This window comes from Robertkochia marina (genome assembly GCF_004799345.1).
Lineage (GTDB): Bacteria > Bacteroidota > Bacteroidia > Flavobacteriales > Flavobacteriaceae > Robertkochia > Robertkochia marina.
In genome coordinates, this window is record NZ_SSMC01000001.1 from 592,816 (window position 1) to 619,805 (window position 26,990).

Annotated in this window: 25 protein-coding genes and 1 tRNA gene; 13 read left to right on the top strand and 13 right to left on the bottom strand. The window is 46.2% G+C overall.

Annotated features, from left to right (window positions below):
* Positions 1-80: 80 nt before the first annotated feature.
* Positions 81-1,091, bottom strand: a complete 1,011-nt coding sequence (locus E7Z59_RS02445) for a methyltransferase (RefSeq protein WP_136334701.1) — start codon at positions 1,089-1,091, stop codon at positions 81-83.
* Positions 1,092-1,315: 224 nt separating this feature from the next.
* Here E7Z59_RS02445 and E7Z59_RS02450 point away from each other — a divergent pair, with 224 nt between their 5' ends.
* Positions 1,316-1,696: a BlaI/MecI/CopY family transcriptional regulator gene (locus E7Z59_RS02450; protein ID WP_136334702.1), complete on the top strand. Its 381-nt coding sequence runs from the start codon at positions 1,316-1,318 to the stop codon at positions 1,694-1,696.
* Between the two features lie 10 nt (positions 1,697-1,706).
* Positions 1,707-2,987, top strand: a complete 1,281-nt coding sequence (locus tag E7Z59_RS02455) for a M56 family metallopeptidase (protein WP_168731223.1) — start codon at positions 1,707-1,709, stop codon at positions 2,985-2,987.
* A 66-nt stretch (positions 2,988-3,053) separates the two neighbouring features.
* Here E7Z59_RS02455 and E7Z59_RS02460 read toward each other — a convergent pair whose 3' ends face one another.
* From E7Z59_RS02460 to E7Z59_RS02475, 4 genes are all read right to left on the bottom strand, one after another.
* Entirely contained in the window at positions 3,054-4,544 is a 1,491-nt protein-coding gene (locus tag E7Z59_RS02460) for a carboxypeptidase-like regulatory domain-containing protein (protein ID WP_168731224.1), read from the bottom strand.
* A gap of 223 nt (positions 4,545-4,767) precedes the next feature.
* On the bottom strand, positions 4,768-6,315 hold the full coding sequence (locus tag E7Z59_RS02465) for a M20/M25/M40 family metallo-hydrolase (RefSeq protein WP_136334705.1): 1,548 nt from the start codon (positions 6,313-6,315) through the stop codon (positions 4,768-4,770).
* Positions 6,316-6,629: 314 nt separating this feature from the next.
* Positions 6,630-6,884, bottom strand: a complete 255-nt coding sequence (locus E7Z59_RS02470; protein WP_136334706.1) for a GIY-YIG nuclease family protein — start codon at positions 6,882-6,884, stop codon at positions 6,630-6,632.
* 670 nt (positions 6,885-7,554) lie between these two features.
* A tRNA-Ala gene (locus tag E7Z59_RS02475) sits at positions 7,555-7,628 on the bottom strand.
* Between the two features lie 124 nt (positions 7,629-7,752).
* On the opposite strand from E7Z59_RS02475, the gene E7Z59_RS02480 reads away from it, so the two are divergent.
* Genes E7Z59_RS02480 through E7Z59_RS02490 form a run of 3 tightly spaced genes read left to right on the top strand, consistent with a single transcriptional unit; the run spans position 7,753 to position 10,402 of the window.
* Complete coding sequence (locus E7Z59_RS02480) at positions 7,753-8,265, top strand: GNAT family N-acetyltransferase (protein ID WP_136334707.1); 513 nt, start codon at positions 7,753-7,755, stop codon at positions 8,263-8,265.
* A gap of 11 nt (positions 8,266-8,276) precedes the next feature.
* Positions 8,277-9,602 (top strand): MATE family efflux transporter, encoded by a 1,326-nt coding sequence (locus E7Z59_RS02485; RefSeq protein ID WP_136334708.1) that lies wholly within the window; start codon positions 8,277-8,279, stop codon positions 9,600-9,602.
* A 29-nt stretch (positions 9,603-9,631) separates the two neighbouring features.
* Positions 9,632-10,402: an enoyl-CoA hydratase/isomerase family protein gene (locus E7Z59_RS02490; protein ID WP_136334709.1), complete on the top strand. Its 771-nt coding sequence runs from the start codon at positions 9,632-9,634 to the stop codon at positions 10,400-10,402.
* A 1-nt stretch (position 10,403) separates the two neighbouring features.
* Here the strand turns inward: E7Z59_RS02490 and E7Z59_RS02495 are convergent, their stop codons facing one another.
* Positions 10,404-11,099: a 2OG-Fe(II) oxygenase gene (locus E7Z59_RS02495; protein ID WP_394346645.1), complete on the bottom strand. Its 696-nt coding sequence runs from the start codon at positions 11,097-11,099 to the stop codon at positions 10,404-10,406.
* Between the two features lie 56 nt (positions 11,100-11,155).
* Between E7Z59_RS02495 and E7Z59_RS02500 the strand changes: the two genes are divergently transcribed.
* Both E7Z59_RS02500 and E7Z59_RS02505 read left to right on the top strand, forming a co-directional pair.
* Complete coding sequence (locus E7Z59_RS02500) at positions 11,156-11,608, top strand: 6-pyruvoyl trahydropterin synthase family protein (protein ID WP_136334710.1); 453 nt, start codon at positions 11,156-11,158, stop codon at positions 11,606-11,608.
* A 49-nt stretch (positions 11,609-11,657) separates the two neighbouring features.
* A complete protein-coding gene (locus E7Z59_RS02505) occupies positions 11,658-12,428 on the top strand; it encodes a UDP-2,3-diacylglucosamine diphosphatase (protein ID WP_136334711.1) in 771 nt (256 codons plus the stop codon).
* Positions 12,429-12,439: 11 nt separating this feature from the next.
* Here the strand turns inward: E7Z59_RS02505 and E7Z59_RS02510 are convergent, their stop codons facing one another.
* The 3 genes from E7Z59_RS02510 to E7Z59_RS02520 are packed head-to-tail and all read right to left on the bottom strand — an operon-like array spanning position 12,440 to position 16,766.
* Positions 12,440-14,578, bottom strand: coding sequence for a glycoside hydrolase family 97 protein (locus tag E7Z59_RS02510; RefSeq protein ID WP_136334712.1), 2,139 nt, complete (start codon positions 14,576-14,578; stop codon positions 12,440-12,442).
* Positions 14,579-14,601: 23 nt separating this feature from the next.
* A complete protein-coding gene (gene recJ, locus E7Z59_RS02515; RefSeq protein WP_136334713.1) occupies positions 14,602-16,287 on the bottom strand; it encodes a single-stranded-DNA-specific exonuclease RecJ in 1,686 nt (561 codons plus the stop codon).
* Between the two features lie 56 nt (positions 16,288-16,343).
* Positions 16,344-16,766, bottom strand: coding sequence for an OsmC family protein (locus E7Z59_RS02520; protein WP_136334714.1), 423 nt, complete (start codon positions 16,764-16,766; stop codon positions 16,344-16,346).
* Between the two features lie 134 nt (positions 16,767-16,900).
* On the opposite strand from E7Z59_RS02520, the gene E7Z59_RS02525 reads away from it, so the two are divergent.
* Positions 16,901-17,491, top strand: coding sequence for a carboxymuconolactone decarboxylase family protein (locus tag E7Z59_RS02525; protein WP_136334715.1), 591 nt, complete (start codon positions 16,901-16,903; stop codon positions 17,489-17,491).
* A 170-nt stretch (positions 17,492-17,661) separates the two neighbouring features.
* On the opposite strand, the gene rsmI is transcribed toward E7Z59_RS02525, so the two are convergent.
* Together rsmI and E7Z59_RS02535 are read right to left on the bottom strand one after the other, a co-directional pair.
* A complete protein-coding gene (gene rsmI / locus E7Z59_RS02530; RefSeq protein ID WP_136334716.1) occupies positions 17,662-18,339 on the bottom strand; it encodes a 16S rRNA (cytidine(1402)-2'-O)-methyltransferase in 678 nt (225 codons plus the stop codon).
* Between the two features lie 63 nt (positions 18,340-18,402).
* Positions 18,403-19,107, bottom strand: a complete 705-nt coding sequence (locus E7Z59_RS02535; protein ID WP_136334717.1) for a hypothetical protein — start codon at positions 19,105-19,107, stop codon at positions 18,403-18,405.
* 265 nt (positions 19,108-19,372) lie between these two features.
* On the opposite strand from E7Z59_RS02535, the gene E7Z59_RS02540 reads away from it, so the two are divergent.
* The 3 genes from E7Z59_RS02540 (at position 19,373) to mscL (ending at position 21,605) form a co-directional block, all read left to right on the top strand.
* Positions 19,373-20,023, top strand: a complete 651-nt coding sequence (locus E7Z59_RS02540; RefSeq protein WP_136334718.1) for a thymidine kinase — start codon at positions 19,373-19,375, stop codon at positions 20,021-20,023.
* Positions 20,016-21,125: an alanine racemase gene (gene alr / locus E7Z59_RS02545; RefSeq protein WP_136334719.1), complete on the top strand. Its 1,110-nt coding sequence runs from the start codon at positions 20,016-20,018 to the stop codon at positions 21,123-21,125. The genes E7Z59_RS02540 and alr overlap by 8 nt, the downstream gene beginning before the upstream one ends.
* 63 nt (positions 21,126-21,188) lie before the next feature.
* Positions 21,189-21,605 (top strand): large-conductance mechanosensitive channel protein MscL, encoded by a 417-nt coding sequence (mscL, locus tag E7Z59_RS02550; protein WP_136334720.1) that lies wholly within the window; start codon positions 21,189-21,191, stop codon positions 21,603-21,605.
* A gap of 286 nt (positions 21,606-21,891) precedes the next feature.
* Here the strand turns inward: mscL and E7Z59_RS02555 are convergent, their stop codons facing one another.
* The gene (locus tag E7Z59_RS02555; RefSeq protein WP_136334721.1) at positions 21,892-22,878 is read right to left on the bottom strand and encodes an aspartate-semialdehyde dehydrogenase; all 987 of its coding nucleotides are present in this window, start codon (positions 22,876-22,878) and stop codon (positions 21,892-21,894) included.
* A 426-nt stretch (positions 22,879-23,304) separates the two neighbouring features.
* Between E7Z59_RS02555 and E7Z59_RS02560 the strand changes: the two genes are divergently transcribed.
* Both E7Z59_RS02560 and E7Z59_RS02565 read left to right on the top strand, forming a co-directional pair.
* Entirely contained in the window at positions 23,305-25,464 is a 2,160-nt protein-coding gene (locus tag E7Z59_RS02560; protein WP_136334722.1) for a prolyl oligopeptidase family serine peptidase, read from the top strand.
* 95 nt (positions 25,465-25,559) lie between these two features.
* Positions 25,560-26,528 (top strand): ABC transporter ATP-binding protein, encoded by a 969-nt coding sequence (locus E7Z59_RS02565; RefSeq protein WP_136334723.1) that lies wholly within the window; start codon positions 25,560-25,562, stop codon positions 26,526-26,528.
* Here E7Z59_RS02565 and E7Z59_RS02570 read toward each other — a convergent pair.
* The gene (locus E7Z59_RS02570) at positions 26,518-26,988 is read right to left on the bottom strand and encodes a 3-oxoacyl-ACP synthase (RefSeq protein WP_136334724.1); all 471 of its coding nucleotides are present in this window, start codon (positions 26,986-26,988) and stop codon (positions 26,518-26,520) included. The two genes, E7Z59_RS02565 and E7Z59_RS02570, sit on opposite strands and share 11 nt — an antisense overlap.
* Positions 26,989-26,990: the final 2 nt, after the last annotated feature.

The following is a 26,990-nucleotide window of genomic DNA, read 5'->3' on the forward strand; positions in this document are numbered from 1 at the left end:
CAAGCACTTCTACTAATTGTCTAAATGTTAATGATGCTACAGTGCGTCCTCCCCACCAAACTGAAACTCGTCCCTCAAACTCACTTCCTCACGGCTTCCACCACGCTCACCTCAGGCGTCACAGGAACAACCCTTTCTAACTTCAGGCATGACCTGTCAAATAGTTCCTCAAATTCTTCCTTGGTACGTTCTTTACCACCTATGAGCAGCATGGTCAGGTCCAGCCATTTAAACGGATGAGGGTCGTTTCCGGGAGGGATAACCGCTTCTACTACCAGTACCTTACCTTTTGGATTCATGGCTTTACAGCAATTACTTAAAATCTTGACGGCGTCTTCATCATTCCAGTCATGTAAAATATGCCTGAGTATATAGGCATCACCATCGGCCGGCACTTCATTAAAGAAATTACCTCCTACACAGTCTGCCCGGTCTTTCATGCCCCAGCTTTTCATATTCTCTGCAGATCTTTTTACCACATGGGGCAGGTCGAACAAAATACCCTTTAAATGAGCATGCTTTCTGAATAACTGGTATAAAACCTCCCCGTTACCCCCGCCAACATCAACGATGGTCTTAAAGCCCGAAAAATCATAGGTGTCAATCATGGGGCGGGTTTCTCCTCCATGGATGTCGGTCATCATACGATCAAAGATCTTTGCTTCATCCTGATGCACATTAAAATATTCAAAGACGGGCATTCCGTGATGCACCTCAAAGCCTCCCTTTCCGGTTTTCACACTATACAAAAGTTCCTGGAAAGCCGGATACATTACCTTACCTATTCCCAGGGCCATCGCCTTTACACTTTGCGGATGAGCATACCGCAAACACTCAGCCATTGGGGTCATCAAAAATTGTCCTTCCTCGTTCTCCCTGAACACCCCTACAGAGGCCAGGGCTCTTAACAGGCGGTACAAGGCCTTCGGCTGGGCACCCGCCTTAGCAGCTAGGTCTTCCACCGACATATTTTGATGGGAGGCTATCAACTCGGCGAGATCAAGCTTTGCTGCCGTATACAGTGCCTGGTTGATGGCATATCCGGAGATCATTTGAACAAGTTGTTGATGAGGAGTGGGTTGATTATTCATGAGATAGAACTTTTTAACTGCCTTATTATCATAAAGTTACGGCTTTTAAAAAGGAATCTTACCCCTTGACACACAGGAAAATAGCATAATAAATTGCCGAGGTATTACTACCTGGAAAAGCGTTCTGATAAAGGAGTTCATTTTGATATTTAACAAAATCTACTATATTTGTAGTAGATATAAAATAATTATAGTACTTTTACTTTAAGCAATTACCACCTAATATGCAGTTACAGGAAATAACAAGAGCGCAGGAAGACATCCTGAAAGTGATCTGGGAGATCGGAGAAGGAGCCATCAGTGATGTTCTGCATCAATTACCGGAGCCAAAACCTGCCTATACAACAGTGGCAACCGTGATCAAGGTACTGGAAAGAAAGGGGTACCTTTCACATAAGACCTTTGGAAAAACCAATGTTTACTATCCCGTGATCTCAAAAAAAGAATACAGCCGCAATGTTTTAAGGGCTACCGTAACCGGACTCTTTAACGGGTCTGTAAACCAATTGGTGTCTCATTTTGTCAAAGACAAAGATGTTGATCTGAGTGAATTGGAGGCCATTAAGAATATGTTGGAAGAAGAGATTAAAAATCAAAAGAAGTAAGATGGAACCAATGTATTACATAATATGGACATCCATAAGTTTAACCCTCTTTTACGGGGTGTATAAGCTGGCTTTTAATGAAGCCATTCCCGCATGGGCACACCGGGTTTATTTGATCTTTACCCTATGCGGCTCCCTCCTGCTGCCTTTTCAGCCCTTTGCCCTTTCGTTAGGGCTTGAAAATAATGCTGTTACTGAAAACTTTAGTGATCTGGAAAGCCTTGAGATCCTGACTTCTTCGCAAGTAACCTCAACAGAGAAAAGCATAGACCTATGGACTGTTTTAGGTACTGTATATACCATTGTGCTAGCTCTCATGTTACTGCGGTTCTTATGGCAATTCATAAAAATGTATAAAATATACAGAAGGGCCGGCATTGAACGCAGCTCAGAGCTGGTACTCATTAAGCACCCTTCGATCATGGCACCATTCTCCTTTTTTAACTATGTTTTTATCAACGAAAAACTGGTAGAAGAAGAACGTTATGAGCAGGTACTCACCCATGAACAGGTTCATGCCAGACAATTCCATTCTATCGATATCATCCTTGCCGAACTATTCATTGCCTTTTTCTGGTTTCATCCTTTGGCATGGACCATAAAGAACAAGATCGTCCTGATACACGAATATTTAGCAGATGACGGAGTCCTGCAAACCGGCGTAGATAAAACCACCTACCAGGTACTGTTGCTAAATCAAATCGCAGAAGGAAGACTCATCTGCCTTTCTTCTAACTTCAATCATTCATTAATCAAAAAACGAATTCTTATGATGAGTAAATCAAATGTTAACCCAGGATCCGGCCTGAGGCTGTTGGTATTACTTCCAATTACCATGTTGTTATGCTTAGCTATAGCCTGCACCAATGCTGAGGAGCCAGAAGCGGCAAAAGAGGAAATGAATATTCCGCCACCGCCACCCCCGTTATCTATGGAAGACATGAATTTCGATGACGCAACCTTCGTAGTAGATGGAAAAGAGGTCAGCAAGGCCGAGGTGAACAAAATTGGCGCCAAAAATATTCAGACCGTTAATATTGTAAAAGGCGAGCATGGAGACCAATTTGAAATTGTTACCAAACCTCAGGTAGTTCAGGTGGCTAAAAAGATCAATTATGAAGATGCCAGAAAGCTATTCGTAGTTGATGGTGAAATACAAAAAGATGACTTCGAAGTTTCGTCTATCGGAAAAGAAAACATAAAATCTGTGAATATAATCGGCTTGCAGGAAGAGATCAAAAAGTATACCGATGGTGACTATGACCGGGTGGTGATCATAGAGACCAAATGATCGTCATGACACAACCTAAATTGCACTCCCTGTTTCCATTCGGTAAACAGGGAGTTTTATTTTAAATCAATAGACCTCAGTCTTCCCATAGGTCCTGATCGCTTCAATGGGAGCAATGATATTATACCCTTCCCAGATAGAGGCATCGTACGCTTCGATCTCAACTGGTTCAAAATTCTCCTGGGTTTCAAACGACTTATAATCATCTGCGGTAATTTCTCTGCTCTCTACAATATAGATCTCTGAAGACGACACATTGTCGATCTCAAAGGTGAAATCCATTTTAAACACCTGTCGGTCACTAGAAGCTTCTGTCCGGTTCTTGATAAATTTGAGGGGCCTGCTTATATAGGCGTACATACCGGAGCTCTTTCTTCCAAATTTCAGGTAATACTTTCCTTCCTTGTTCTTCCGGTATTCCGAAGTCACTTTTACCCGATCTTCCCTGTATTTAATGCCCAGGAGAAACTTCAGGTTGATATTTTGAAGGCGCTCTCCTTCCAGCATTTCATATTCGAGCCGCATCAGGGCAAAATCAAAGACGTTGATGTACATTTTACCTCTGAATTGGGCACTGCCCCGATCAGGGGTAAAGCTGATCACATACACCGACTCCCCTCCGATGTTGGAATACCCTTCTAGGGTATACTCATAGCGGTTCTGTTTCCGGAAGAAATCAAGATCATCATCCTTATAAAATTCGTTATGCCCTTTTAACCGCCACCTCAGGCTGCTTTTCACATACCTGGTTTTGCCTTTAACCGAATCGATATCCTCCTCGAACATCTCATCTGTTTTAAGAGAATCTTCAATCTTTATAATCCCGGTTTTGACCTTATAGGTGGCGTCATTCTCCAAATAAGGTCTTACCGTATTGATGAGTTTTTTGGTAATTTCCTCGGCAGACATGTCTCTGTCCTTGTCTTTCAGGATAACAGCCTTCTCCACCTTAAGCTTGGACGAATCTTCCCATTTGATATAATCGCCGTAATACTCGGTAAAAAACCTGAACCTGGAACCTACAATGCTTTCGGTAAGCTCCCCGATCTCCTGGTTGATCGTTTTCAGGTCGGCCCTTGACGATTTACTGGCTTTATCGATCTCGAAGGTAAAGTCAATAAGTCGCTGGTTCTCCTGGTTTCTCATAAAAAAGACCTGGGAGCGATCGTCCCCGGCATAGAGCTGAGGAGCTGCGTCCAACATTTTGGCTATGATCTCTTCAGGGGAGAGCTGTTTATTACTAACCAACACCTCATCCAACTCGGTTACCTGCTCTTTCAGCACATAGGTCTTTTCTGTGAATTGGACTGCGGGAATCTTCAGCGACTCGAAACCGAGGTACGATATGATCACCGTATCTGTTTCAGCCGGCTCACGTACCACCAGGGTAAATTCTCCATCGATGTTGGAGATCACCCCATAACGGTCGCCCATTTGAATGGTCGCATAGGGTACCGGGTTTTGCGCCTCATCAACGATCTTACCCGACACCGATTGCGCCTTGGTAAACAAAGAAGTGCCAAGAACTAAACCGAGAAGGAGGACTAATTTTTTCAAGATCAGGAATTTGAAATGTCTTCCTGTAAATATAACCCTACCTTTTTAAATGCTCATGCGCTATTAAAAATTTAAGATTAGAATAACATCCTGGGCGTATCATTGCTTACATGGCCAGCTAACTCCAAATACCCAAGAAGCTACCGCGGAGGTCCTCCTACGTGGTCAAAATCAAACAAGTATTCTAAATTAAATTTTGATGGTACTTATCACGGATTATTACTTAAAACCCTCCCTTTCTGGTAGGTCCCTTCATTTCCGGCCATTCCAACTGCTCCCCGGTTCGTTTACTCACTGGTAAAACGATTCTTTCCCGAGAAGTTCTTTCAGGATCTTCAGAAGCCATATAGGTCAGAATAGCGGTCAGGATCGCGTTATTTCTAACGTCATCAAAAATAATTTTGTCGTAGGTATCGCGGTTGGTATGCCAGGTGTAGTTCCAATACGACCAGCTCAGAGAGCTCAGACCGAAAGCAGGGGCTCCGGCAGCTACAAAGGAGGCATAGTCAGAACCTCCACGCCCCGGGGTGCCGGGAAAAGTGGTTTCAATATGCCTGGTGATGTCTTCGGGTACCGCATGCAGCCATCTTCCCAAATAATCATAGGCATGCAAAAAGCCCTGACCTGAGATACGTACCACGCGTCCGGTTCCGTTGTCCTGGTTAAATAATGCCTGAACATTTTCTACGATCTCAGGATGATCTTCAACAAAGGCCCTTGAACCGTTTAGCCCCTGTTCTTCACTTCCCCAGTGCCCTACCAGGATGGTTCTTTTAGGGTTGGGATAAACCTTTTTAAGGATACGCATAGCCTCCATCATCACCAGCGTTCCGGTACCATTGTCTGTTGCCCCGGTTCCGCCATCCCATGAATCAAAGTGGGCAGAAAGGATCACATATTCGTCCGGTTTTTCACTTCCTTTGATCTCAGCAATGGTATTAAAGGTGGGCACTTCTCCCAATTCTTCAGATTGCGCAACGATAGTCAGTTTGGGGGTTTCTCCTCTGGCTGCCAGACGGTACACCAGGGAATAATCTTCCATTTCCAGGTCAACCACAGGGATTTCTTTCGTTCTGGCGCTAAAAATTTTACTTACCCCAAATCCTTTAGACCAATAAGAACTCACAATACCGACAGCCCCGGCCTTTTCTAAAGGTTCATGAATGGATCTCGAGGTATAACCTGTATTGCGCATATTTTGTCCCCAGGCTTCATCCGCTTTCTCCCGTTCTGCTTTCATCTTTTCAAACGACTCTTCCGTAGCAAATTCTTCCCAGTTATAATCAGGTCTCCCGGTAGTTTCCAGTTTTGACACCATTACCAGCTTTCCTTTTACATTAGGCAGCCATTGGGCAAACTCAGCAGAGTCTTTCACCATCGGAAGTAATATTACTTCGGCAGTCACCCCCTTTTTAGAGGTAGACGGACTCCAGGCCAATTGGGTACCTTTCAGGCTTTGTACCCTTGGATGGATCATATCGATATGGGTAATACCTCTTTCCCATCCTCTCCAGGTGCCATAGGCTTCATTACGCGCAGGAATTCCCCAGGAGGCATAGGTATCTACGGCCCAGTCATGGGCTTGTTTCATTTGTGGAGAACCCACCAGTCGTGGTCCGATCCCGTCCATCAATTCCTGTCCTAATCGCTCCAATTGCGAATTTTCATTGGCTTCCTTAACGATCTGATCAATGACCGCCTGGTCTTGTGCAGTAAGGCTGAGGCTTAGAAGGAATACTAAGGCAGATAGGTAACGTGCTGTTTTGTTCATGGTTGTATTAATTTGGCGCCTAAATATAGACAAATCTCGCAATTGCTGTGTTATGTTACCTCAACTATCAGTTAAAACTTACGTGTAGTAATTCCGTGAATGACACGATCTCCTTCTCCCTAAGGGGGAGGGCCGAGCGTTAGTGCGAGATGTAGTGAACCTTAAACAGTGAGAGCCAGATGGTGCGAAGGATAACGCCAAGGGCATAGACTGAAGGGGTGGATAAGTTATAGTACTCATGCTATTAAAAGACATGTCGGATTGCCCATTTTTATACGCTCGGTCTTGATTTACCCGATATGAAAAATATCATTTCACAATAACCTTTTACGAGCAAAAGCTGCTCCAGACCCTGTCTTCAAATACCGCTCAAATTGGAAAGCTTTGTATTTATCTTGAAAGACGAGGTAGGTTATAAGTTCTACAGGTAGCCTAGTTCTTGTGTACTTTACTTCTCCCTTTTGATGTCTTTGTAGACGCTCTGACAAATCTGCTGTACACCCCTTGTAAACAGACCCATCCTCACACCTCAATAGATATACCGTCCAAAATTTTGAAGTCAATGTCATAGAATAAAAATAATCATTTCGATTATTTTCTACAATATGACAAGCCGAATATTATGGAGTGGACAGCGTCCACCGAAGCCCGACTAGCTAAAAATTCGAAAAACAAAAGGATTAGAAATGAAAAACCCTCCGTCGCTTTTCTGACGAAAAGCTATGGAGGGCGAAGCCCTCGCATTGATCTCAAATTTTAGATCTTTGTAATAGCCAACCTTATAGCCCAATTTAAACCCACGCTAAACTCAGATGCACTGCCTAGTGGACCGCGTCCACCGAAGCCCGACTAGCTAAAAATTCAAAAAACAAAAGGATTAGAAATGAAAAACCCTCCGTCGCTTTTCTGACGAAAAGCTATGGAGGGCGAAGCCCGAGCATTGATCTCAAATTTTAGATCTTTGTAATAGCCAACCTTATAGCCCAATTTAAACCCACGCTAAACTCAGATGCACTGCCTAGTGGACCGCGTCCACCGAAGCCCGAGCATTGATCTCAAATTTTAGATCTTTGTAATAGCCAACCTTATAGCCCAATTTAAACCCACGCTAAACTCAGATGCACTGCCTAGTGGACCGCGTCCACCGAAGCCCGACTAGCTAAAAATTCAAAAAACAAAAGGATTAGAAATGAAAAACCCTCCGTCGCTTTTCTGACGAAAAGCTATGGAGGGCGAAGGTGGAGAAGATCGGATTCGAACCGACGACCTCTTGACTGCCAGTCAAGCGCTCTAGCCAACTGAGCTACATCCCCATTGGATTCGGCTGCGAATATAGATATTTTTTTTCAATATATCGCCAACAAAATTTTCAGACTTTCACGGTGCAGGAAAATAGCTACCTTTAGGCCCCGCGAATCGAACCAACCTTTACTATTTATGCATACCATCAGAAAGGCAACCCTTAAAGACATTGACAATATCCTCCAGATCACCAAAGCCTGTGCCCAGAAAATGCGCTTGCAAGGCATCTACCAATGGAACGGGTATTACCCTTCCCGGGAAGCCTTTGAACACGACGTAGAACGGCAGGAACTTTATGTGCTTGAAAAGGGCAGAAAGCTTATCGGATGTATTGTGATCTCTACCCTGGCCGACGAGTTTTACAAAGACATAGAATGGCTCACTGAAGACGGAGAGCAATACTACATCCATCGCCTGGCCGTACATCCTGATCAGCAGGGGAAAGGTTTTGCCCAAACGCTAATGGACTACGCAGAAAACATGGCCCGTGAGAATAACATCACCTCTGTCAGGCTCGATACCTTTAGCAAGAATGAGCGCAACCAGCGGTTTTACGAACAAAGAGGTTATCAGAGATTGGGAGAGATCTTTTTCCCAAAGCAGAGTAAATTTCCGTTTTATTGTTATGAGTTACCTTTGGGGTCATAACTACAGCTACTATGTCGAGGGTTAGTTTTAAAGAGATCAATCGCCTGGCCATTCCGGCCATTATCGCGGGTATTGCCGAACCCCTGATCTCCCTGACCGACATTGCCGTGATCGGGAATGTAGATGATAACGCAGTAGAGGCGCTGGCCGCTGCCGGTATTGTAGGCTCTTTTCTCTCGGCCATTATCTGGATCGTAGCCCAGACCAAGACTGCCATTTCGGCCATCGTTTCCCGGCATTTGGGGGCTAATCGGTTAAATGCTGTAAAAACCCTGGTGCCCCAGGCCCTGGCATTCAATTTTATGTTCAGCCTGGTCATCTATTTTACCACGGCCTTTGCCGCCGAGGCCATCTTTCGGCTTTACAATGCTGAAGGACTTATCCTCGATTATACCGCTTCTTATTATCGTATCAGGGCACTCGGGTATCCGCTTACCCTGGTTACCTTTGCGATATTCGGGGTATTCCGCGGCATGCAAAACACCTCCTGGGCCATGCGTTGCAGTCTTACCGGGGCTGTTGTGAATGTGATCCTCGATTATTTGCTGGTGTACGGATGGAACGATCTTATTCCCGCCATGCACCTGGAGGGTGCTGCCTGGGCCAGTGTAGCCGCCCAATTCGTCATGTTATGTATGGCCTTCTGGTTCTATTTTAAAAAGACCCCATTTTCGCTGAAGATCAGCCTGAACATCAACCCTCGCATGCGCGACCTGTTGGTCATGAGCGCGAATTTATTTGTGCGTACCGCAGCCCTTAATTTTGCCATCTACCTTGCCAATGCCTATGCCACCGACTACGGCAAGAACTATATAGCTGCTCAAAGTATCCTGATGAATATCTGGTTGTTCTTCTCCTTTTTTATTGACGGGTATGCCAGTGCAGGGAACGCCATTTCGGGAAAATTACTGGGCGCAAAAGACTACACCCGACTTTGGAACCTCAGCAAAGATATCAGCAAATACGCCATTGTCGTCGCTATCATACTCATGACCATTTGCGGTATTTTCTACCGGGATATAGGAATGATCTTCAACAAAGATCCCGAGGTACTGGCCCTGTTTGCCACCGTATTCTGGATCGTCCTGATCATGCAGCCGGTCAATGCTATTGCCTTTATGTTCGACGGTATCTTCAAAGGACTCGGGGAGGCAGCCTATTTGAGGAATGTACTGCTGGCCGCCACCTTTCTGGGCTTTACCCCCACCCTTCTTTTTGGCGATCATATGGGATGGAAACTTCACGCTATCTGGATGGCGTTTTTTGTGTGGATGCTCATTCGTTCGGGCGCCCTGGTTATCAAGTTCCGTAAGAAGTACCTTCACGGGAAGGGTTAGAAATTGTATTTTTGAGAAAAAGATTACCGATGAACACCAACAGAACCGATGGAAGTTTGTATCAACACGTTCAGAACGGCATAGCCACCATTGAATTCGGGCACCCTGCCAGCAACTCTTTTCCCGGGGTTCTTCTTGACCGCCTGGTAAAGGCCCTGGACAGCGTTTCTGATAATCCCGAAGCCAGGGTTGTTATTTTAAAGAGTGAAGGAGAAAAGGCCTTTTGCGCAGGCGCCTCTTTTGATGAGCTCCTGGCAGTAACCAATGATGTTACGGGCAAGGAATTCTTCAGCGGATTCGCCCGGGTTTTACTTGCCATGAGACGTTGCAAAAAACCCATTATTGGCCGTGTTCAGGGAAAAACTGTAGGTGGAGGAGTTGGCATCATCGCTGCCTGCGACTACGTCATGGCTACAGAAGCCGCGAGTATCAAGCTCTCTGAGCTAAGCATCGGTATCGGTCCTTTTGTGATCGCCCCCGCCATTGAGCGCAAGGCAGGAGTAGCTGCCTTAGCCGAACTCAGTCTCTCTCCCACCGAATGGAAAACCGCCTATTGGGCCCAGGAAAAAGGACTGTTTGCGAAAGTACTCCCTACCATAGGAGAGCTTGACAAAGAGGTTGACCTGCTTAGCAGTAATTTGGCTTCCTATAATCCTGATGCCCTTATCGAAATGAAATCGGCACTTTGGGAAGACACTCCGTCATGGGACGGCCTTCTGTTTGACAGAGCCGCCATTTCCGGACGACTGGTCCTGTCTGATTTCACCACAAATGCCCTGGCTAAATTTCGTAAAGGCTGATCTATCTCGTCTTTAACCAGCCGGTGATACTCAGCCGTTCTCCCAACTTTACAGGCTTTACCTCGTGCTCCAGTACCTGGCTTTCAAATATCACCATGCGCCCGGGCATCGGTAAGATATCCAGCACCTCTTCCCTCTCATCTTTCGGCAAATAGAGGGTTAATTCTCCTCCGTTTTCCGAGTTCCAATGTTCGTCGTTCAGGTAACACACGACCGAAAGCTTTCGACGGTCATCATTTCTGAAGGTATCGAGATGACGCACGTAAAACGTTCCTTTCGGGTACACAGCATAGTGAAATTCCCGCTCTGCGATGCCCATAAAACAGGTTCGGTTCAGGTAGGTGATCAACTCCTGTATCCGGCTTAAGAACAATCGCTCTGCAGGCCCGGTTTCTGACTCCTGTATCCAATGAATAAAATCACCGCGAATACCACTTCGTATCAATTCGTTAAAATGATCTCCAATGGCCGACTTTCGAAACTGATCTTCTTCATACCGTGCCAACAGGGTAGAGCGCAGCAGGGCAACTTCATCGGGGTTAAAAAAATTTTCAACTATACTGTATCTCTGAACACTAAGGTCTTCGATGATCCTCTCGAACAGCGGCTCCTCCCGAAGCCCGGCCTGCTCTGTTAACACATCGGGTGTCATTTCTGTTTGAAAAGTGGCGCCAAGATAGTTCAAAAAAGCATTCATCGATCAAAAAAAATTCCACCGTGAAAACCCGTATCTTTGCACAAATTCTCAGCAAAATGTCAAAGATCCGTATCACCAAAATGTTCAATTTCGAAACCGGTCACGCCCTTTATGGTTATGACGGAAAGTGCCGTAATGTACATGGTCACAGCTATAAGTTATCGGTAACGGTTATAGGCACCCCAATTGCCGACACCTCCCATGTAAAATATGGAATGGTGATCGATTTTGGCGACCTTAAAAAGATCGTGAAGGAAGAGATCGTTGATAAATTCGACCACGCGACTGTTTTCAATAAAAACACCCCCCATATTGAACTGGCCAAAGAACTTGAAGAACGTGGTCACAACGTGATACTGGTTAACTACCAACCCACCAGCGAAGAGATGATCATTGATTTTGCCGCCAAGATCAAAGCCCGGCTTCCTGAAAATATCACCCTGCATTCCCTGAAGCTGCAGGAAACTGAGACCTCATTTGCTGAGTGGCATGCGGCCGACCAGGTCTAGTTACTGACCGCCTGCATTAATTTTCTATATTTATACCTCAATCATCTCTATGGAAATACCCCACGGAAAAAAGATCTATTTTGCCTCCGACAACCATTTAGGTGCCCCCAACCGGGAGGAGAGCGCAAAACGAGAACTGAAATTCGTTGCCTGGCTGGAGGAAGCTAAAAAGGATGCCGCTGCTATCTTTTTACTGGGTGATCTTTTCGATTTCTGGTTTGAATATAAAAGCGTGGTCCCCAAAGGTTTTATCCGCACCCTGGGAAAACTGGCCGAGATCACCGATGCCGGTATTCCGGTCTATTATTTTGTAGGGAATCACGATCTGTGGATGGACGGGTATTTTGAAGAAGAGCTGAACATTCCTGTTTACCATGAACCTCAAACTTTCGAATTTAACGGCAAGAAATTCCTGATCGGTCACGGCGACGGACTCGGCCCGGGAGATCTTGGTTACAAGAGAATGAAAAAGGTGTTCACGAATCCTGTGGCAAAATGGTTTTTCAGATGGCTACATCCGGATCTGGGAGTACGCCTGGCACAATACCTATCTGTAAAGAACAAGCTTATTTCAGGGGATGAGGATGTGACCTTTCTCGGAGAGGACAACGAATGGCTTGTGCAATACAGTAAACGCAAACTGGCAGAAGAGCATTGTGATTACTTTGTTTTTGGTCACCGCCACCTGCCTATGGAGATCGATCTTGGACAAGGGGCTACATACATCAACCTGGGCGATTGGATCGGCTTTTACACCTATGGTGAGTTTGATGGCACCTCCATGCACCTGAAAACCTATCAAAAAGAAAAAGAGGCCTGAGGCCTCTTTCCTTATTCTGCTTTTTTAATGCTGATGGCGGCACCACCTCCGGGAGCCAGCTTCAACTGTAATACGGTTTCATGGGTTACCTCCCGGGTGCTGATGTCAATAGCCTCAGGGTTCAGATCCCAATGTGCATCAGGGGCATCTTTATAGATAACCGCCTCATAAGAAATTCCCGGCTCCAGGAAATCAAGTGCGATATTCATCCCACGTGACTCCTCATCGGTAATACTTCCCACAAACCAATCTCCGGTTTCCCTTTCCTGTCGGGCAATGGTTACAAAATCTCCCGGCTCCCCATTGATCACCTCGGTACGCTGCCAATCTACTCCAACATCCCGAATGAACTGGAAAGCCGGATTCCCTTCATAATTTTCGATCAGGTCGGCAGCCATTTGTATCGGACTGTATATAACCACGTAGAGTGCCAGCTGCTGCGCAAGGGTGGTATTCACCTGGCTTTCCGGTTTCCAGGGGTCCAGTTTAATATTAAAGATCCCGGGGGTATAATCTATGGGGCCTGATAACATTCTTGTAAAAGCCACAATAGGCAAATGCTCCGGCGGATTCCCTTTTTCTATAGACCAGGCATTAAACTCCTGTCCGCGAAGACCTTCCCTGGAGATCATATTGGGGTAGGTGCGTCGTAATCCTGTGGCCTTAATGGGTTCATGGGCATTTACCGCTATCTCATACTCAGCGGCCTTGATCACGGCATTATTAAAGTGATTTACCATCCATTGACCGTGATGGTATTCTCCTTTTGGGATCAACTTCCCCACGTATCCGGATTTCACCGAATGGATCCCGTGGTGTTGCATAAGGGCGTAGGCGGTATCCATTTGTTGCTCATAAGTTCGCGGGGCCGCAGAGGTTTCGTGATGCATGATGATCTCTACTCCCTTCTCTTTCCCGTAGCGAACCACCTCTTCCAGATCGTAATCAGGATAAGGCGTTATAAAATCAAAAACGCCTTCCCGGTCTTCAAAGCCTATCCAGTGTTCCCACCCGGTATTCCAGCCTTCCACCAGTACCCCTCCGATATTGTTCTCAGCTGAGAAGTCAATAAAGGCTTTGGTGTTCTCTGTGGTAGCACCGTGAGTACCTTTGGCATCTTCAAGGGTCAGGGTTTCCCCACCTCGCTGGGTATTGGCAAAATCCCAGGATGATTTGCCCAGGTGCATCTCCCACCAGATACCGGTATATTTCATGGGGGTAAACCAGGAAACATCTCCGATCTTATTGGGCTCGTTCAGATTCAGGATCAGCTGAGAAGCGATCAGGTCTTTAGCCTCATCAGCCACCTGTATCGTGCGCCAGGGCGTATGAAAAGGAAGGCTTCGCTTTACCTTATACCCCAGTCGGTCACTCCCTACCAACCCACTACTCAGTTTCAGGTTGGTGGTATCTACCCTCAGAGTCATCCCGGCGTAGTCTACCAGGGCTGCTTCATGAAAACTCAGGTAGTATTTTTGTTCTCCTTCAGCTCGCATGGTTACCGGAGTATTCACAGAGTTTTCCGGAATATGGGTAGCTGCCAGGTTGGGATGATCCCGTTTGGCAATGGCATTGATCTCTGAAACTTTGGTGGTATTATACAGATGCTCATAAATATCCCAATCACCCGGGATCCACCATGCCGTATGATCGGCAGTAAGCTGAAACTCGGTATGCTCATCGGTTATAATCACCTCCTTTACACCTTCCATCTCGGGAAATTCGTAACGAAACCCGATGCCATCGTCATAAACCCTGAAACGCAGCGAAAGAGATCTTGCATTTTCATTCGCCTCCGTCAGGTCTACCGTTAATTCGTTATAGTGGTTATCAACCTCCAATTGTTCGCCCCACGGCATTCCCCAGGTTTCGTCCAAAGAATCCTTTTGAACTCCTGTAACTTCGAAATCGGTCTTCATTACAGGCATATCTTTAAATTCAAATCCGAAACCGGAGGTATCGATCACCATTTGACCCCGATGACTCAGGGTATAGGCGGGACTTCCATCCTCTCTCAGGAAAAAATCAAGGGTATTTACCCCGGATGGGGAGGTGATACTTGCTGATTGCGGAACAGGAGCTTCAGTGCTACAGGAGGCGATCATGAACAGCACTCCCATGGCCAGGCAAAAAGATGTCAGGCGATTCATTGCTATGGTAATTTAGTTTTTCCTTATTTCAGGTCCTTCACCTTCAATTGCAGGTTTACCCTGCCTTGCCATTCGTTTTCATCAATGGCATATACGGCTGCGAAGGATCTCTTATTCTTAATGATCTCCAGCTTTTCTCCTAAAGAGAACCCTATACCGTCTATGGCAGGACTTCCGTTCTGGGTCACACTCACTTTCAGGTGACTTCCATCCTGCCCCACCTGCCGGGAGCGTCCGGTATCTCTCAGGTCTTCACTCATAAATACAGGAGACAGGTTTCCCGGGCCAAAAGGTGCAAACTGTTTAAGAATACGATAAAATTTAGGAGTAATATCCTCAAGATCCATCCGGGCGTCTACCTGTATTTCAGGGGTAAGCAAGTCAGGATCGATGGTTTGTGTTACCACCTCTTCAAATCGTTGCTTGAAGGCTTCATATTGCTGCTCTAAAAGTGTAAGTCCGGCTGCGTATTTATGTCCTCCGAATTGCTCTATATGGTCACTGCATGCCTCGAGGGCATTGTATACATCAAACCCTTTTACAGAACGGGCAGAAGCAGCAAGTTTATCCCCGCTTTTTGTAAAGACCAGGGTAGGGCGGTAATAGGTTTCGGTAAGGCGTGATGCAACGATCCCGATCACCCCTTTATGCCACATTTCGTTGTAAACCACGGTTGTTTTACGTTCTTCTTCCCGGTTCTCCCTGATCTGTTCCAGGGCGTTTTTGGTGATCTCTTCATCAAGGGCTCGCCGATCGGTATTATAGGCATCGATATCTTCTGCCAGCGCAAAAGCAATATTCTGATCGGTTTCAGTGAGCAGGTTCACCGCATGTTGCCCATGCTTCATTCTCCCGGCAGCATTAATTCGGGGGGCTATGGTAAAAACGGCATCGGTAAGGGTGAGTTCTCCTTTCTTTTGGGCGGTAAAGGCCTTGAATCCGGCCCGGGGAGCACTGTTAAGCACCTTCATTCCGTGGTAGGCAAGTATTCTGTTCTCTCCCGTAACCGGTACGATATCTGCCGCAATAGCCACGGCCACCAGGTCGAGGTAGCGCATAAAATGTGAAAGGGTTTGACCTTTACGTGAGCCTAAAGCCTGTATCAGTTTAAAACCAACCCCACAGCCACAAAGTTCCTTGTACGGATAATTACAATCCTCCTGTTTAGGATCAAGCACGGCCACTGCATCAGGTACCTGCGCCCCGGGCCGGTGATGGTCGCAGATCACAAAATCAATCCCTTTCTCCCTGGCGTAGGCCACCTTATCGATCGCCTTGATACCGCAGTCAAGTGCGATGATCAGGCTGATGTCGTTATCTTCGGCAAAATCAATGCCCTGATATGACACCCCGTAACCTTCATTATAACGATCGGGAATATAGGTAGCTACCTGTTGGTAATCTTCCATCAGGTAAGAAGAAACCAGGGAAACCGCTGTGGTACCGTCAACATCATAGTCACCGTACACCAGGATATTTTCACCGGCTTCGATGGCCTTTTCAATGCGAATCACTGCCTTCTCCATGTCTTTCATCAACCACGGATCATGAAGTTCATCCAGGGACGGACGGAAAAAAGCACGCGCTTCTTCAAAGGTGGTTATTCCACGTTGCACCAGCAGTTTTGCGATAATTTCCTCAACGCCCAATTGGGCGGCAAGACTTGCCACCTGCCCGGAATCAGGTTCTGCTTTGAGGGTCCATCGCATATCAGAAGGTCGGTTTATTGACTATTTAAATTTAAGGCTTTTAACCATAGGGAAGCCTATGAATGATGAAAGATCGTTTCGACCTTTACATCGGCAAATTTTTTGAACATGGCCATCACCCCGCAGTAGGTCTCTATTGAAAGATCAACCGCTCTTTGAAGTTTTTTCTCGCTTAATTCAGGACCGTAAAAATGAAACTCCATAGTCACCTTATCGTAATACCTTGGATGCTCTTCTGTTAACTGTGCCTTGATGTCGATCTTAAAATCATCAACAGCAAGCTTCATCTTTTTGATCATCATGGCCACGTCAATTCCTGAACACCCTGCCAAAGAAGAAAGCATCAGGGCTTTAGGGCGTACGCCATCTCCATCTCCTCCATCCTCAGGACCTGCATCAATATGGAATTCTCCGGCAGGATTAGTGGTGTGAAAGCGCATATTCTTTTTCCAGGTAGTTACTACGTGATCTGTCTTCATAGATTGTTTTTTTTAGAGCTTCAAAATTACCAATAAATTCAAAGAATGGAAGATCTCTGAAGGATTATCGACCCGGAAAATTCCGGTGAATCTTTTAAATATCGTATTTTCAGGCGGAATCAAAAAACCAACATATGCCATTAGTACAACCACTATCACCGGATCATGATAAGAAAACCAAAGAACTCGCAGAATTCTTTAACGAGACCCTTGGCTTTTGTCCGAATTCGGTACTTACCATGCAAATACGTCCGGAGATCGCCCGTTCTTTCATCAACCTGAACAAGGCGGTAATGGCCAATCACGGCAGGGTAACCTCGGCTTTGAAAAGGCTCATAGCCTGGGTGAGCAGCAATGCCACCGGCTGTCGTTACTGTCAGGCCCACGCCATCAGGGCGGCAGAACGTTACGGAGCTTCGAATGAGCAATTAGAACATATTTGGGACTACAAAACCCATCCGGCTTTTAGTGAGGCTGAAAGAGCTGCCCTTGATTTTGCACTGGCTGCCTCGGTTATCCCCAACCAGGTGAATGACACCATTCAGAAACACCTTCATGAGCACTGGAATGAAGGCGAGATCGTGGAAATGCTGGGCGTCATTTCCCTGTTCGGCTACCTCAATCGCTGGAACGATTCTATGGGGACTACCCTGGAAGAAGGTGCTATTGAAAGCGGCGAAGAACATCTGGCCAAAGGCGGCTGGGAGGTTGGGAAGCATGTTTGAAAGGGAGTAGAGAGTCGAGAGTCGGGAGTAGTATTTTCTATGGTTACGAAGGTACAGAGTAATTGTAGTTAGTAGATGGTAGATGGTAGATTATAGATGAATTTGGATGCCATCTATAATCTATAATTCATCATTTATAATCAATAATTGATCCCGTGCTGCGGGATCGATTATTTTTTCGGCTTCCCGCCTACAACGAGGACGATCTCGCCTTTGGGTGGTTTCTTTTCATAGTGGGCCAACACTTCTTCGGCCGTGCCTCTGAAAGTTTCTTCGTGCAACTTGGTCAGTTCCCGGGAAAGGCTCACCGGGCGATCGGCTCCAAAATACTCCACCAGGTCGCGGAGGGTTTTCAGGATCTTATGGGGAGATTCGTAAAACACCATGGTGCGTGTTTCCTCAGCCAGTTGTTTCAATCGGGTTTGACGCCCTTTTTTAACCGGAAGAAATCCTTCAAAAACGAAGCGATCATTAGGTAAACCGCTATTGACCAGGGCAGGTACAAAGGCTGTAGGTCCGGGAAGGCATTCCACCTCGATCCCCGCCTCCACACAGGCACGGGTAAGCAAAAAACCGGGATCGGAAATAGCGGGTGTCCCGGCATCACTGATCAGGGCCACCGCCTCCCCGGCGGCAATGCGTTTTACCACCCCCTCTACAGTTTGATGCTCGTTGTGCATATGATGACTCTGCATGGGGGTATTTACCCCCAAATGCTGGAGTAACTTTAAACTGGTGCGGGTGTCTTCTGCAAGGATCAGGTCTGCTTCCTTCAACACCCGGATAGCCCGGAGCGTAATATCTTCAAGATTCCCTATGGGAGTGGGTACTATATATAATTTAGACATATCCTAAAATTAAAAAAGCCGCAGTAAATAACCGCGGCGCTTTCTATAAATTCATTTACAGGCTCAGGCAAAACGGGCTTCCAGGATCTTGATAAGGCGGGCCTCATAGATCTCCTGTCCTTCCCAGTTATTATAATCCGGCTTGACCATCTCGTTCAAAAAGCTATAGGCTTCTTCAAACGAACCCTTGGTGTTCAACTGAGAAATGACCCTGGCGTAATCCTCGTCGCTTCCGTTAAACAAATACTTTATAAAGGAGATCTTATCGTTCAAACCGATACTGAGTCCGCCTTTACTTTTACTCCTGGTTTCCACAGCAGGAGCAGGCATTTTGGTCTGCACCTTTTCTTTTACGTCAAGATCGGCTGTAATGATCTCCTTATCGCGCTTTACAAAATCGGGCTCTACCCCAAATCCTGCCAGGATATCTTCCAGCGATTCCGGATCCGGCATCTCTTTGACCATATCCCTGATGGTCTGCATCCCGGGAGTCATCAGATCATCTTCATGTTCATGCGGGTTGGTCTCCGGCACATTAGAATTGCCGCGAAGCACACTTCCGGCCAGCGTCTCAAAACGTTCAGCGATCTCATTTCGGATCTCCACCTGTTTACTTGGCTGTATATGTGTTTCCAGGAAACTCAATAAGGTAAGATTCTCATAGGCCAGGCGGGCCTCCCGTTTAAGGTCTTCGATATCTTCCTTACCCTGCATATTAAGAATGCGATGGGCGATCTTTACCAGTTCGCTTTCGATTTTCTTTTTCATCAATATTGCTTTTTGATCAGCCCGGGAGGGCCTTTCTAATTATGGTTTTCAAAACTATTGGAAAAGGTAAAAAATATTTTCATAAAACCATTTTATTTCGGTTAAGCTTCCTGTTAAATCTTTACCAACTTACTACCAACTACTCATGCCGTTACAGGTCTCCTAAAATTTAAATGATACCCGATCTCTCAGCAAATAATTCATTAAGTTTGCTCCTAATAGGAGAACGTATTATTTCTCTGAATCTTATAAGGCTTACACTACCATGTTTCTCGAGAATACTGTTAACCATAAAGAACAATTTGGATGGATCGAAGTGATATGCGGGTCTATGTTCTCAGGCAAGACCGAAGAGCTAATTCGTCGGTTGAAAAGGGCGCAGTTCGCAAAACAGCGGGTCGAGATCTTTAAACCTGCTATCGATGTGCGCTATGACGATGACCTGGTCGTATCACATGATGCCAACGAGATACGTTCCACCCCGGTACCGGCAGCCACTAATATCAGGCTCCTGGCCGATGGGTGCGATGTGATCGGTATTGATGAAGCCCAGTTCTTTGACGATGAGATCGTTTCTGTGTGTAACGACCTGGCTAATAAAGGGGTTCGGGTGATCGTTGCAGGACTCGACATGGACTTTAAAGGAAATCCTTTCGGGCCTATGCCTGCCCTGATGGCCACTGCCGAATATGTGACCAAGGTGCATGCCGTGTGTACCCGCACCGGAAATCTTGCCAATTACAGCTTTAGAAAATCAAACGACGACCAACTGGTTATGCTGGGAGAAACTGCAGAGTACGAACCTCTGAGCCGTGCCGCCTATTACAAGGCCATGCTCGAGGAGAAGGTCAAAAAAATGGAGGTAGCATCTCCCGAAAGCCTTTCTGATAAATCTTCAGGCAAGACCCATGAGTAAAGTTAGAGAAACCGTCCTGGAGATCAACCTGGAGGCGTTGGAGGCTAATTACCGCTACCTGAGATCAAAACTCAGGAACAACACCAAATTCCTGGCCGTTGTAAAAGCCTATGCCTATGGCAGCGACCCTTGTGAGGTAGCCTTAAAACTGGAGCAAATCGGAGCTGATTACTTTGCCGTAGCCTACACCACCGAAGGTATGGCACTGCGTAAAGCCGGGGTAACAAAACCCATCCTGGTGCTCCACCCCCTTCCCGTACATTTTGAAGAACTGATAGAATATTGCCTGGAACCCGCCTTATACAATTTGAAGGTGTTAAAGGAATTCCTGGAAGCCGCAGAAAACAAAAAGGTTAAAGATTACCCGGTACACCTGAAGTTTAACACCGGACTTAACAGACTCGGGTTTTGGGAAAATGATACCGACAGTATACTTAACGTTATCAGATCGTCTGAAGCGTTAAAGATCACCTCCATGTTCTCACACCTGGCTGCATCTGAAGATCACAACGAAAAAGAATTCAGTCTTGAGCAGATAGCTCGTTTTGAAAAAATTGCCGGGGTCATGGCAAGCGGCCTGGGGTATCAACCAATGAGGCACATGCTCAACACCTCAGGTATTTTAAATTATGCAGACCGTGCCCAGTTTGAAATGGTGAGAAGCGGGATCGGACTCTACGGTTTCGGGAATGAAGAAAAGTACGATAAGCAACTTCAGCCGGTAGTCGCCTTAAAGAGTGTCATCTCCCAGATCCATATGATCGAACCGGGAGAGTCGGTGGGCTATAACCGGAAATTTACAGCCGATGGCTATACCAAAACCGCTACCATTCCCTTGGGGCATGCCGATGGCATCGGACGCATCTATGGGAACAAAAAAGGATTCCTGACCGTTAACGGACAAAAAGCACCAATTATTGGGAATGTCTGCATGGATATGCTGATGATCGATATTACCGGGATCGAATGCAAGGAAGGAGACGAAGTGGTGGTTTTTGGCAAGAACCCGACTGCTGCAACCTTCGCGGCTACCGGGGGCACCATTTCCTATGAACTGATCACCGCCATTTCACAGCGAGTAAAACGCACCTTCATAAAGTGATCGTTCACAGTGATTTAGTTGGGAATTTTTCTTACATTAGAAATATCAACTAAACACTATACTATGGGATTCCTTTCAGATTTTAAAAAGTTTCTCCTCAAAGGAGATATCATCAACCTGGCTACGGCAGTGATCGTGGGCGGGGCTTTCGGAAAGATCGTTGCTTCTTTTACCAACGACATTCTTATGCCTCCAATAGGGCTTTTGCTGGGGGGCGTGGATTTCGCAGAACTGAAGCTCATCCTGAAAGAAGCGGTACTCGAAAACGGAGAGGTGGTAGCAGAGGCTGTATCCATCAATTATGGAAACTTTATCCAAATGGTGATCGATTTTATCATCATTGGATTCTGTATCTTTGCAGTATTAAAGGCGTATGAGCGGACTAAGAAAAAGGAGGTTGCTCCTGCAGCACCAAAAGGTCCGACCCAGGAAGAATTGCTTATGGAGATACGCGACGAATTGAAAAAACAGAATTCATAATACATCCCGACAGATCGGGACAGACCGCTGCACAAGCATGTTTAATTAAACCACCTCGAGAGAGGTGGTTCTTTTTTGTTATGCGGTTATGCGGTTATGGAAATAAGTAAGATTAAGCTGAAAAGCTAATTTTGAAATTAAAATATACCCCCTCCTTTTGTCACGAACATTAATTTGAAACTCGTAATATCCCTCCCCTTATTTAAAGGGGAGGTGGTTTTGCAGAGCAAAACCGGAGGGGTCTAAGGAGGGGTGTCTCCCGCTTTCAGCGGGAGACAGGGTGGTTTTAAACTAAGTTATTCTCTACCAAATACTCTGCGATCTGAACGGCGTTGGTGGCGGCTCCTTTTCGCAGGTTATCAGCCACGATCCACATGTTCAGGGTATTCGGGCGGGATTCATCTCTTCTGATGCGTCCTACGAAAACCTCGTTCTTCCCTTCGGCAAAGGCCGGCATCGGGTAGGTATTGGTATCCGGGTTGTCCTGTACCGTAATTCCGGGGGTCTCATTAAGAATGCCGCGAACCTCGTTTAACTTAAAGTCGTTGGCAAATTCAATATTCACCGACTCACTGTGTCCACCCACCACAGGGATACGCACTGCGGTAGCTGTTACAGCTATATTCTTATCTACGATCTTCTGGGTCTCACGAACCAGTTTCATCTCTTCTTTGGTATACCCGTTCTCTTCGAAAACATCGCAATGCGGAAGGGCATTTCGGTGGATAGGGTACGGATAGGCCATCTCTTCCTTTACACCGGCATATTCATTTTCAAGCTGCCTTACCGCCTTCACTCCCGTCCCGGTAATACTTTGATAGGTAGATACAATAACTCTGTTCACCCCGTATTTTTTGTGCAGGGGGGCCAGGGCCATGACCATTTGTATGGTAGAGCAGTTCGGATTGGCAATGATCTTATCGTTGGCGGTTAACTGATCGGCATTGATCTCCGGCACGACCAGCTTTTTGGTCGGATCCATTCTCCATGCAGATGAATTATCGATCACCGTGGTACCTGCCTCGGCAAATCGCGGAGCCCACTCCAGAGAGGTGTCTCCTCCTGCAGAGAATAACGCAATATCCGGACGGGCGGCAACAGCATCTTCCAGGCCGATCACCTTATATGCCTTACCATTAAATTCGATCTCTTTTCCAACAGATCGCTCTGAAGCGACCGGGATCAGTTCGCTCACAGGAAAACGGCGTTCTGCCAATACCTTAAGCATTACCTGGCCAACCATTCCGGTGGCACCAACAACTGCTACTTTCATAATTTGGGTTCAAAATTGAACCGCAAATGTAGGATATTCCCCTTTGATAACAAGCACCCAATTAGATATTTATAAAATAATAACAAATTGTTTGTTTTGTAACTCCGGAGGTGTTGTTTTTATGACTTTCTTAAAAGAAGACGCCTTCCGATCACGCTTACAGCGTGACTCCCTCGCGCCGGCTGGCTCCATTACTCCTTCGCAAAAACTTCATCCCTCTCCACAAGAAATCCAATTTCAGCGGTCTCGCAAAGACGACTCAATCCATAATTAATGCCCCCCTCCTCGTAACTTCGTAACCCTGCCTGGCGGCAGGCAGGCTCGTACCTCCGTAACTCCACATCCCTATATCCCCACATCCCTATATCCCTCAATTAACTCTTTCCTAACATACTTTTCTTTATTTTTAGTCAAAAATTGAAACACATGACCCAACGCATCAGCATTTTTGCCGGAGCTTTACTAGCTTTGGCCTCCTGTAAACAAGAATCAAACACCGACATGGCTTTGAACTACCCTGAAACCAAAAAGGTAGATACGCTCAACACCTACTTTGGCACTGAAGTAAAAGACCCCTACCGATGGCTGGAAGATGATATGTCTGAAGAAACAGCCCAATGGGTAAAAGCCCAGAATAAGGTAACCTTCGGGTACCTGGAAAACATTCCTTACAGACAACAATTGGAAACCCGATTAAAAGATCTTTGGAATTACGAAAAGGTAGGCGCTCCGTTTATCGAAGGAGATTACACCTATTACAGCAAGAACAACGGACTGCAGAATCAATACGTGTATTACCGCAAGAAAACAGGTGAAGACAAGGAAGAAGTCTTCCTGGACCCCAACACTTTTTCTGAAGACGGTACTACAACCCTTTCTGCTCTCAGCTTTTCGAAAAGCGGAAAGAAAGCGGCCTATGCCATCTCTGAAGGCGGTAGTGACTGGCGTAAGGTCATCGTGATCGATGCAGAATCCCGCGAGGTCGTTGAAGACACCTTAAATGACATCAAGTTTAGTGGTATTTCATGGAAGGGCGATGAAGGTTTCTTCTATTCCAGCTATGACAAACCTGAAGGAAGTGAACTTTCTGCCAAGACCGATCAACACAAGCTTTACTACCATAAATTAGGAACCCCACAGCAAGAAGACGAACTCATCTTTGGTGGTAAAGAAGAAGAAAAGCATCGTTATGTAGGTGGCCGTGTAACCGAAGATAACAATTACCTGCTCATCTCAGCATCGGTATCTACCAACGGGAACAAGCTTTTCTTAATAGACCTTAATAACAAAGAAGGTGGGCTAAAGACGATCATTGGAAATACCGACACCAATACCTATGTTCTCACCAATGAAGGAAGCACCCTTTACCTGGTAACCGATATGGATGCCCCTAACCAAAAAGTGGTGAAAACAGATGCTTCTGACCCTTCTCCTGCAACCTGGGAAGATTTTATTGCTGAAACCGACCATGTTTTGTCTGCAAGCACAGGAGGCGGATATTTCTTTGCAGAGTATATGGTTGACGCCATTTCAAAGGTAACCCAATATGACTACGATGGTAAAGAAGTAAGAACCGTTGAACTTCCCGGCATAGGAAGCATAGGCCGTATCGGAGGAAAGAAAGAAGCTAAAGAGCTTTATTACTCCTTCACCAATTACAAAACACCCGGTAGCATCTATAAGTTCAACCCTGAAGACGGCACATCTGAAGTGTACTTCAGTCCTGAGATCAGCTTTAATCCTGATGATTACGAATCAGAGCAGGTCTTTTACGAATCAAAAGACGGCACCAAGGTTCCGATGATCATCACCTATAAAAAAGGCATCGAGAAAAACGGAAAGAATCCGACCATGTTGTACGGGTACGGAGGATTTAACGTCAGCCTGACACCTTCTTTCAGCATCGCTATGGCCGTTTGGCTGGAGCAAGGAGGTATCTATGCTGTTCCCAACCTTCGTGGAGGTGGAGAGTATGGAAAAGAGTGGCATGATGCCGGCACCAAAATGCAAAAACAAAATGTATTTGACGATTTCATCGCAGCGGGAGAATACCTGATCGATCAAGGTTACACTTCGCCGGAGCACCTGGCGCTGAGAGGTGGATCTAACGGTGGATTGCTGGTAGGTGCAGTGATGACCCAACGTCCGGACCTTATGAAGGTAGCTTTACCTGCTGTAGGTGTTATGGATATGTTGCGTTACCATACATTCACTGCCGGTGCAGGTTGGGCCTATGATTATGGTACAGCCGAAGACAACAAGGAGATGTTCGAATACCTGAAAGGCTATTCGCCTGTACACAATGTAAAAGATGGCATTATGTACCCGGCCACCCTGGTAACTACCGGCGACCATGACGATCGGGTGGTACCGGCCCACAGTTTTAAATTTGCAGCTGAACTGCAGGAAAAACAGGCCGGAAATAATCCGACGCTGATCCGCATCGAAACCAAAGCGGGTCATGGCTCAGGAGGTACCGACAAGACCATAGAGTTGTATGCTGATATCTTCAGTTTCTCCTTCTATAATATGGGCTTTGAGGAGCTGCCCAATCAAGCGGCTCTTAAAGACCCGATCAAAGGATAATATCTGAGAACCATCTCACCTAAGACCCCGGGCTGCAGTCCCGGGGTCTTTTTGTTTTGTAGTATCTTAGCGCACGACAACAAGATCTATCTACAATGCTGCTGGTTAAGAATCTATCATTCGCCTACAAGGAGAAAAAGGTGCTCCATAACATAAACTTCACCCTGGAACCCGGCGAGCAACTCTCTGTTATCGGAGAAAGCGGCTCCGGAAAAAGTACCTTATTAAAGACTGTTTACGGACTTTTACAACCGGCAACCGGCACCATCTTCTGGAAAGGCAAGAAATTACTGGGTCCTGATTACAACCTGGTACCGGGGGAGGATTTTATAAAATACCAGGCCCAGGATTACGACCTGATGGCACCCCTGACAGTGGCTGAAAATGTCGGGAAATTTCTATCCAACTTCTACCCCCGAAAAAAACAACAACGCATTGCCGAATTACTGGAGCTGGTAGGTATGAGCGACTTTGCCCAACGCAGGCCTGATGAACTCAGCGGGGGGCAGCAACAGCGCGTAGCCCTTGCGAGGGTATTGGCAAGAGAACCTGAGCTGCTGCTCCTTGACGAGCCCTTCAGCAATATTGATAATTTTAAGAAAAGTGCTTTACGCAGAGAGTTGTTTAAATACCTGAAGCAGCAAGGTATTGCCTCAATAGTAGCCACTCACGAAAATGCAGACAGTCTTTCCTTTTCAGACCACACCCTGGTCATGAAAAATGGAAAGATCGTTCACCGGGGTCACCCTTCCATCTTATACCAAAAGCCAAAAACCAAATATGTAGCCCGTTTATTCGGGGAGGTTAATCAACTGCCCCTCTCCTGGTTTGAAGAAGACAAAAAGGGGCTTGTGCTCGTATATCCACACGAGCTGATACCCGACGCTGACGGCCATATCATTGCCATTGTTTCAGACAGTTATTTTGAAGGACATTCCTATTTGAATAAGGCAAGGGTGGGAAGACGTAATATCTTTTTCAGGAGCGAGAAAGGTATTCCTAATGAATTTGCCGTAAACCTTCGCTTAAAGAACGGCGTGCTGGAAACCCGGCTCAACGAATAGCTTTTATGGTTTGTGCAACACCATTAAAAAGGATCTGCTCACCTGCAGCTTTTCCTTTTAAAACACCCCCTATCGGAGAAGCTGACGACACCACTGCCACAGGGGTTTCGCCTACCTTAACCATCCCAAGGGAAACTGCCAGAAAATAGAGCCCCTTGTCGGTCTCAACAAGAGTCCCGGGGGTTACCGTACCCCTGTTTTTTGCATCGTTAAAGGCCAACCTCCTGAAACTGTTTAATTCGTCTTCGGCAATTTTAAGACGAGCAGACAGGCGTTCCATTTCCAGCTGCACCATGGCCCTTCCGGTCTCGTGCTTATCGCCGGCTGAACTCTTCGATTCACTTTCCAATGAGATCTTCAACGCCGCCAGCTGGGTGCGGTAATTGGCACATGAACTTTCGAGTTTTTCCCCGCAAAGGGTTATCACTCGCTCCTTTATGTTAGTGAGGTAGGTAGTCATAG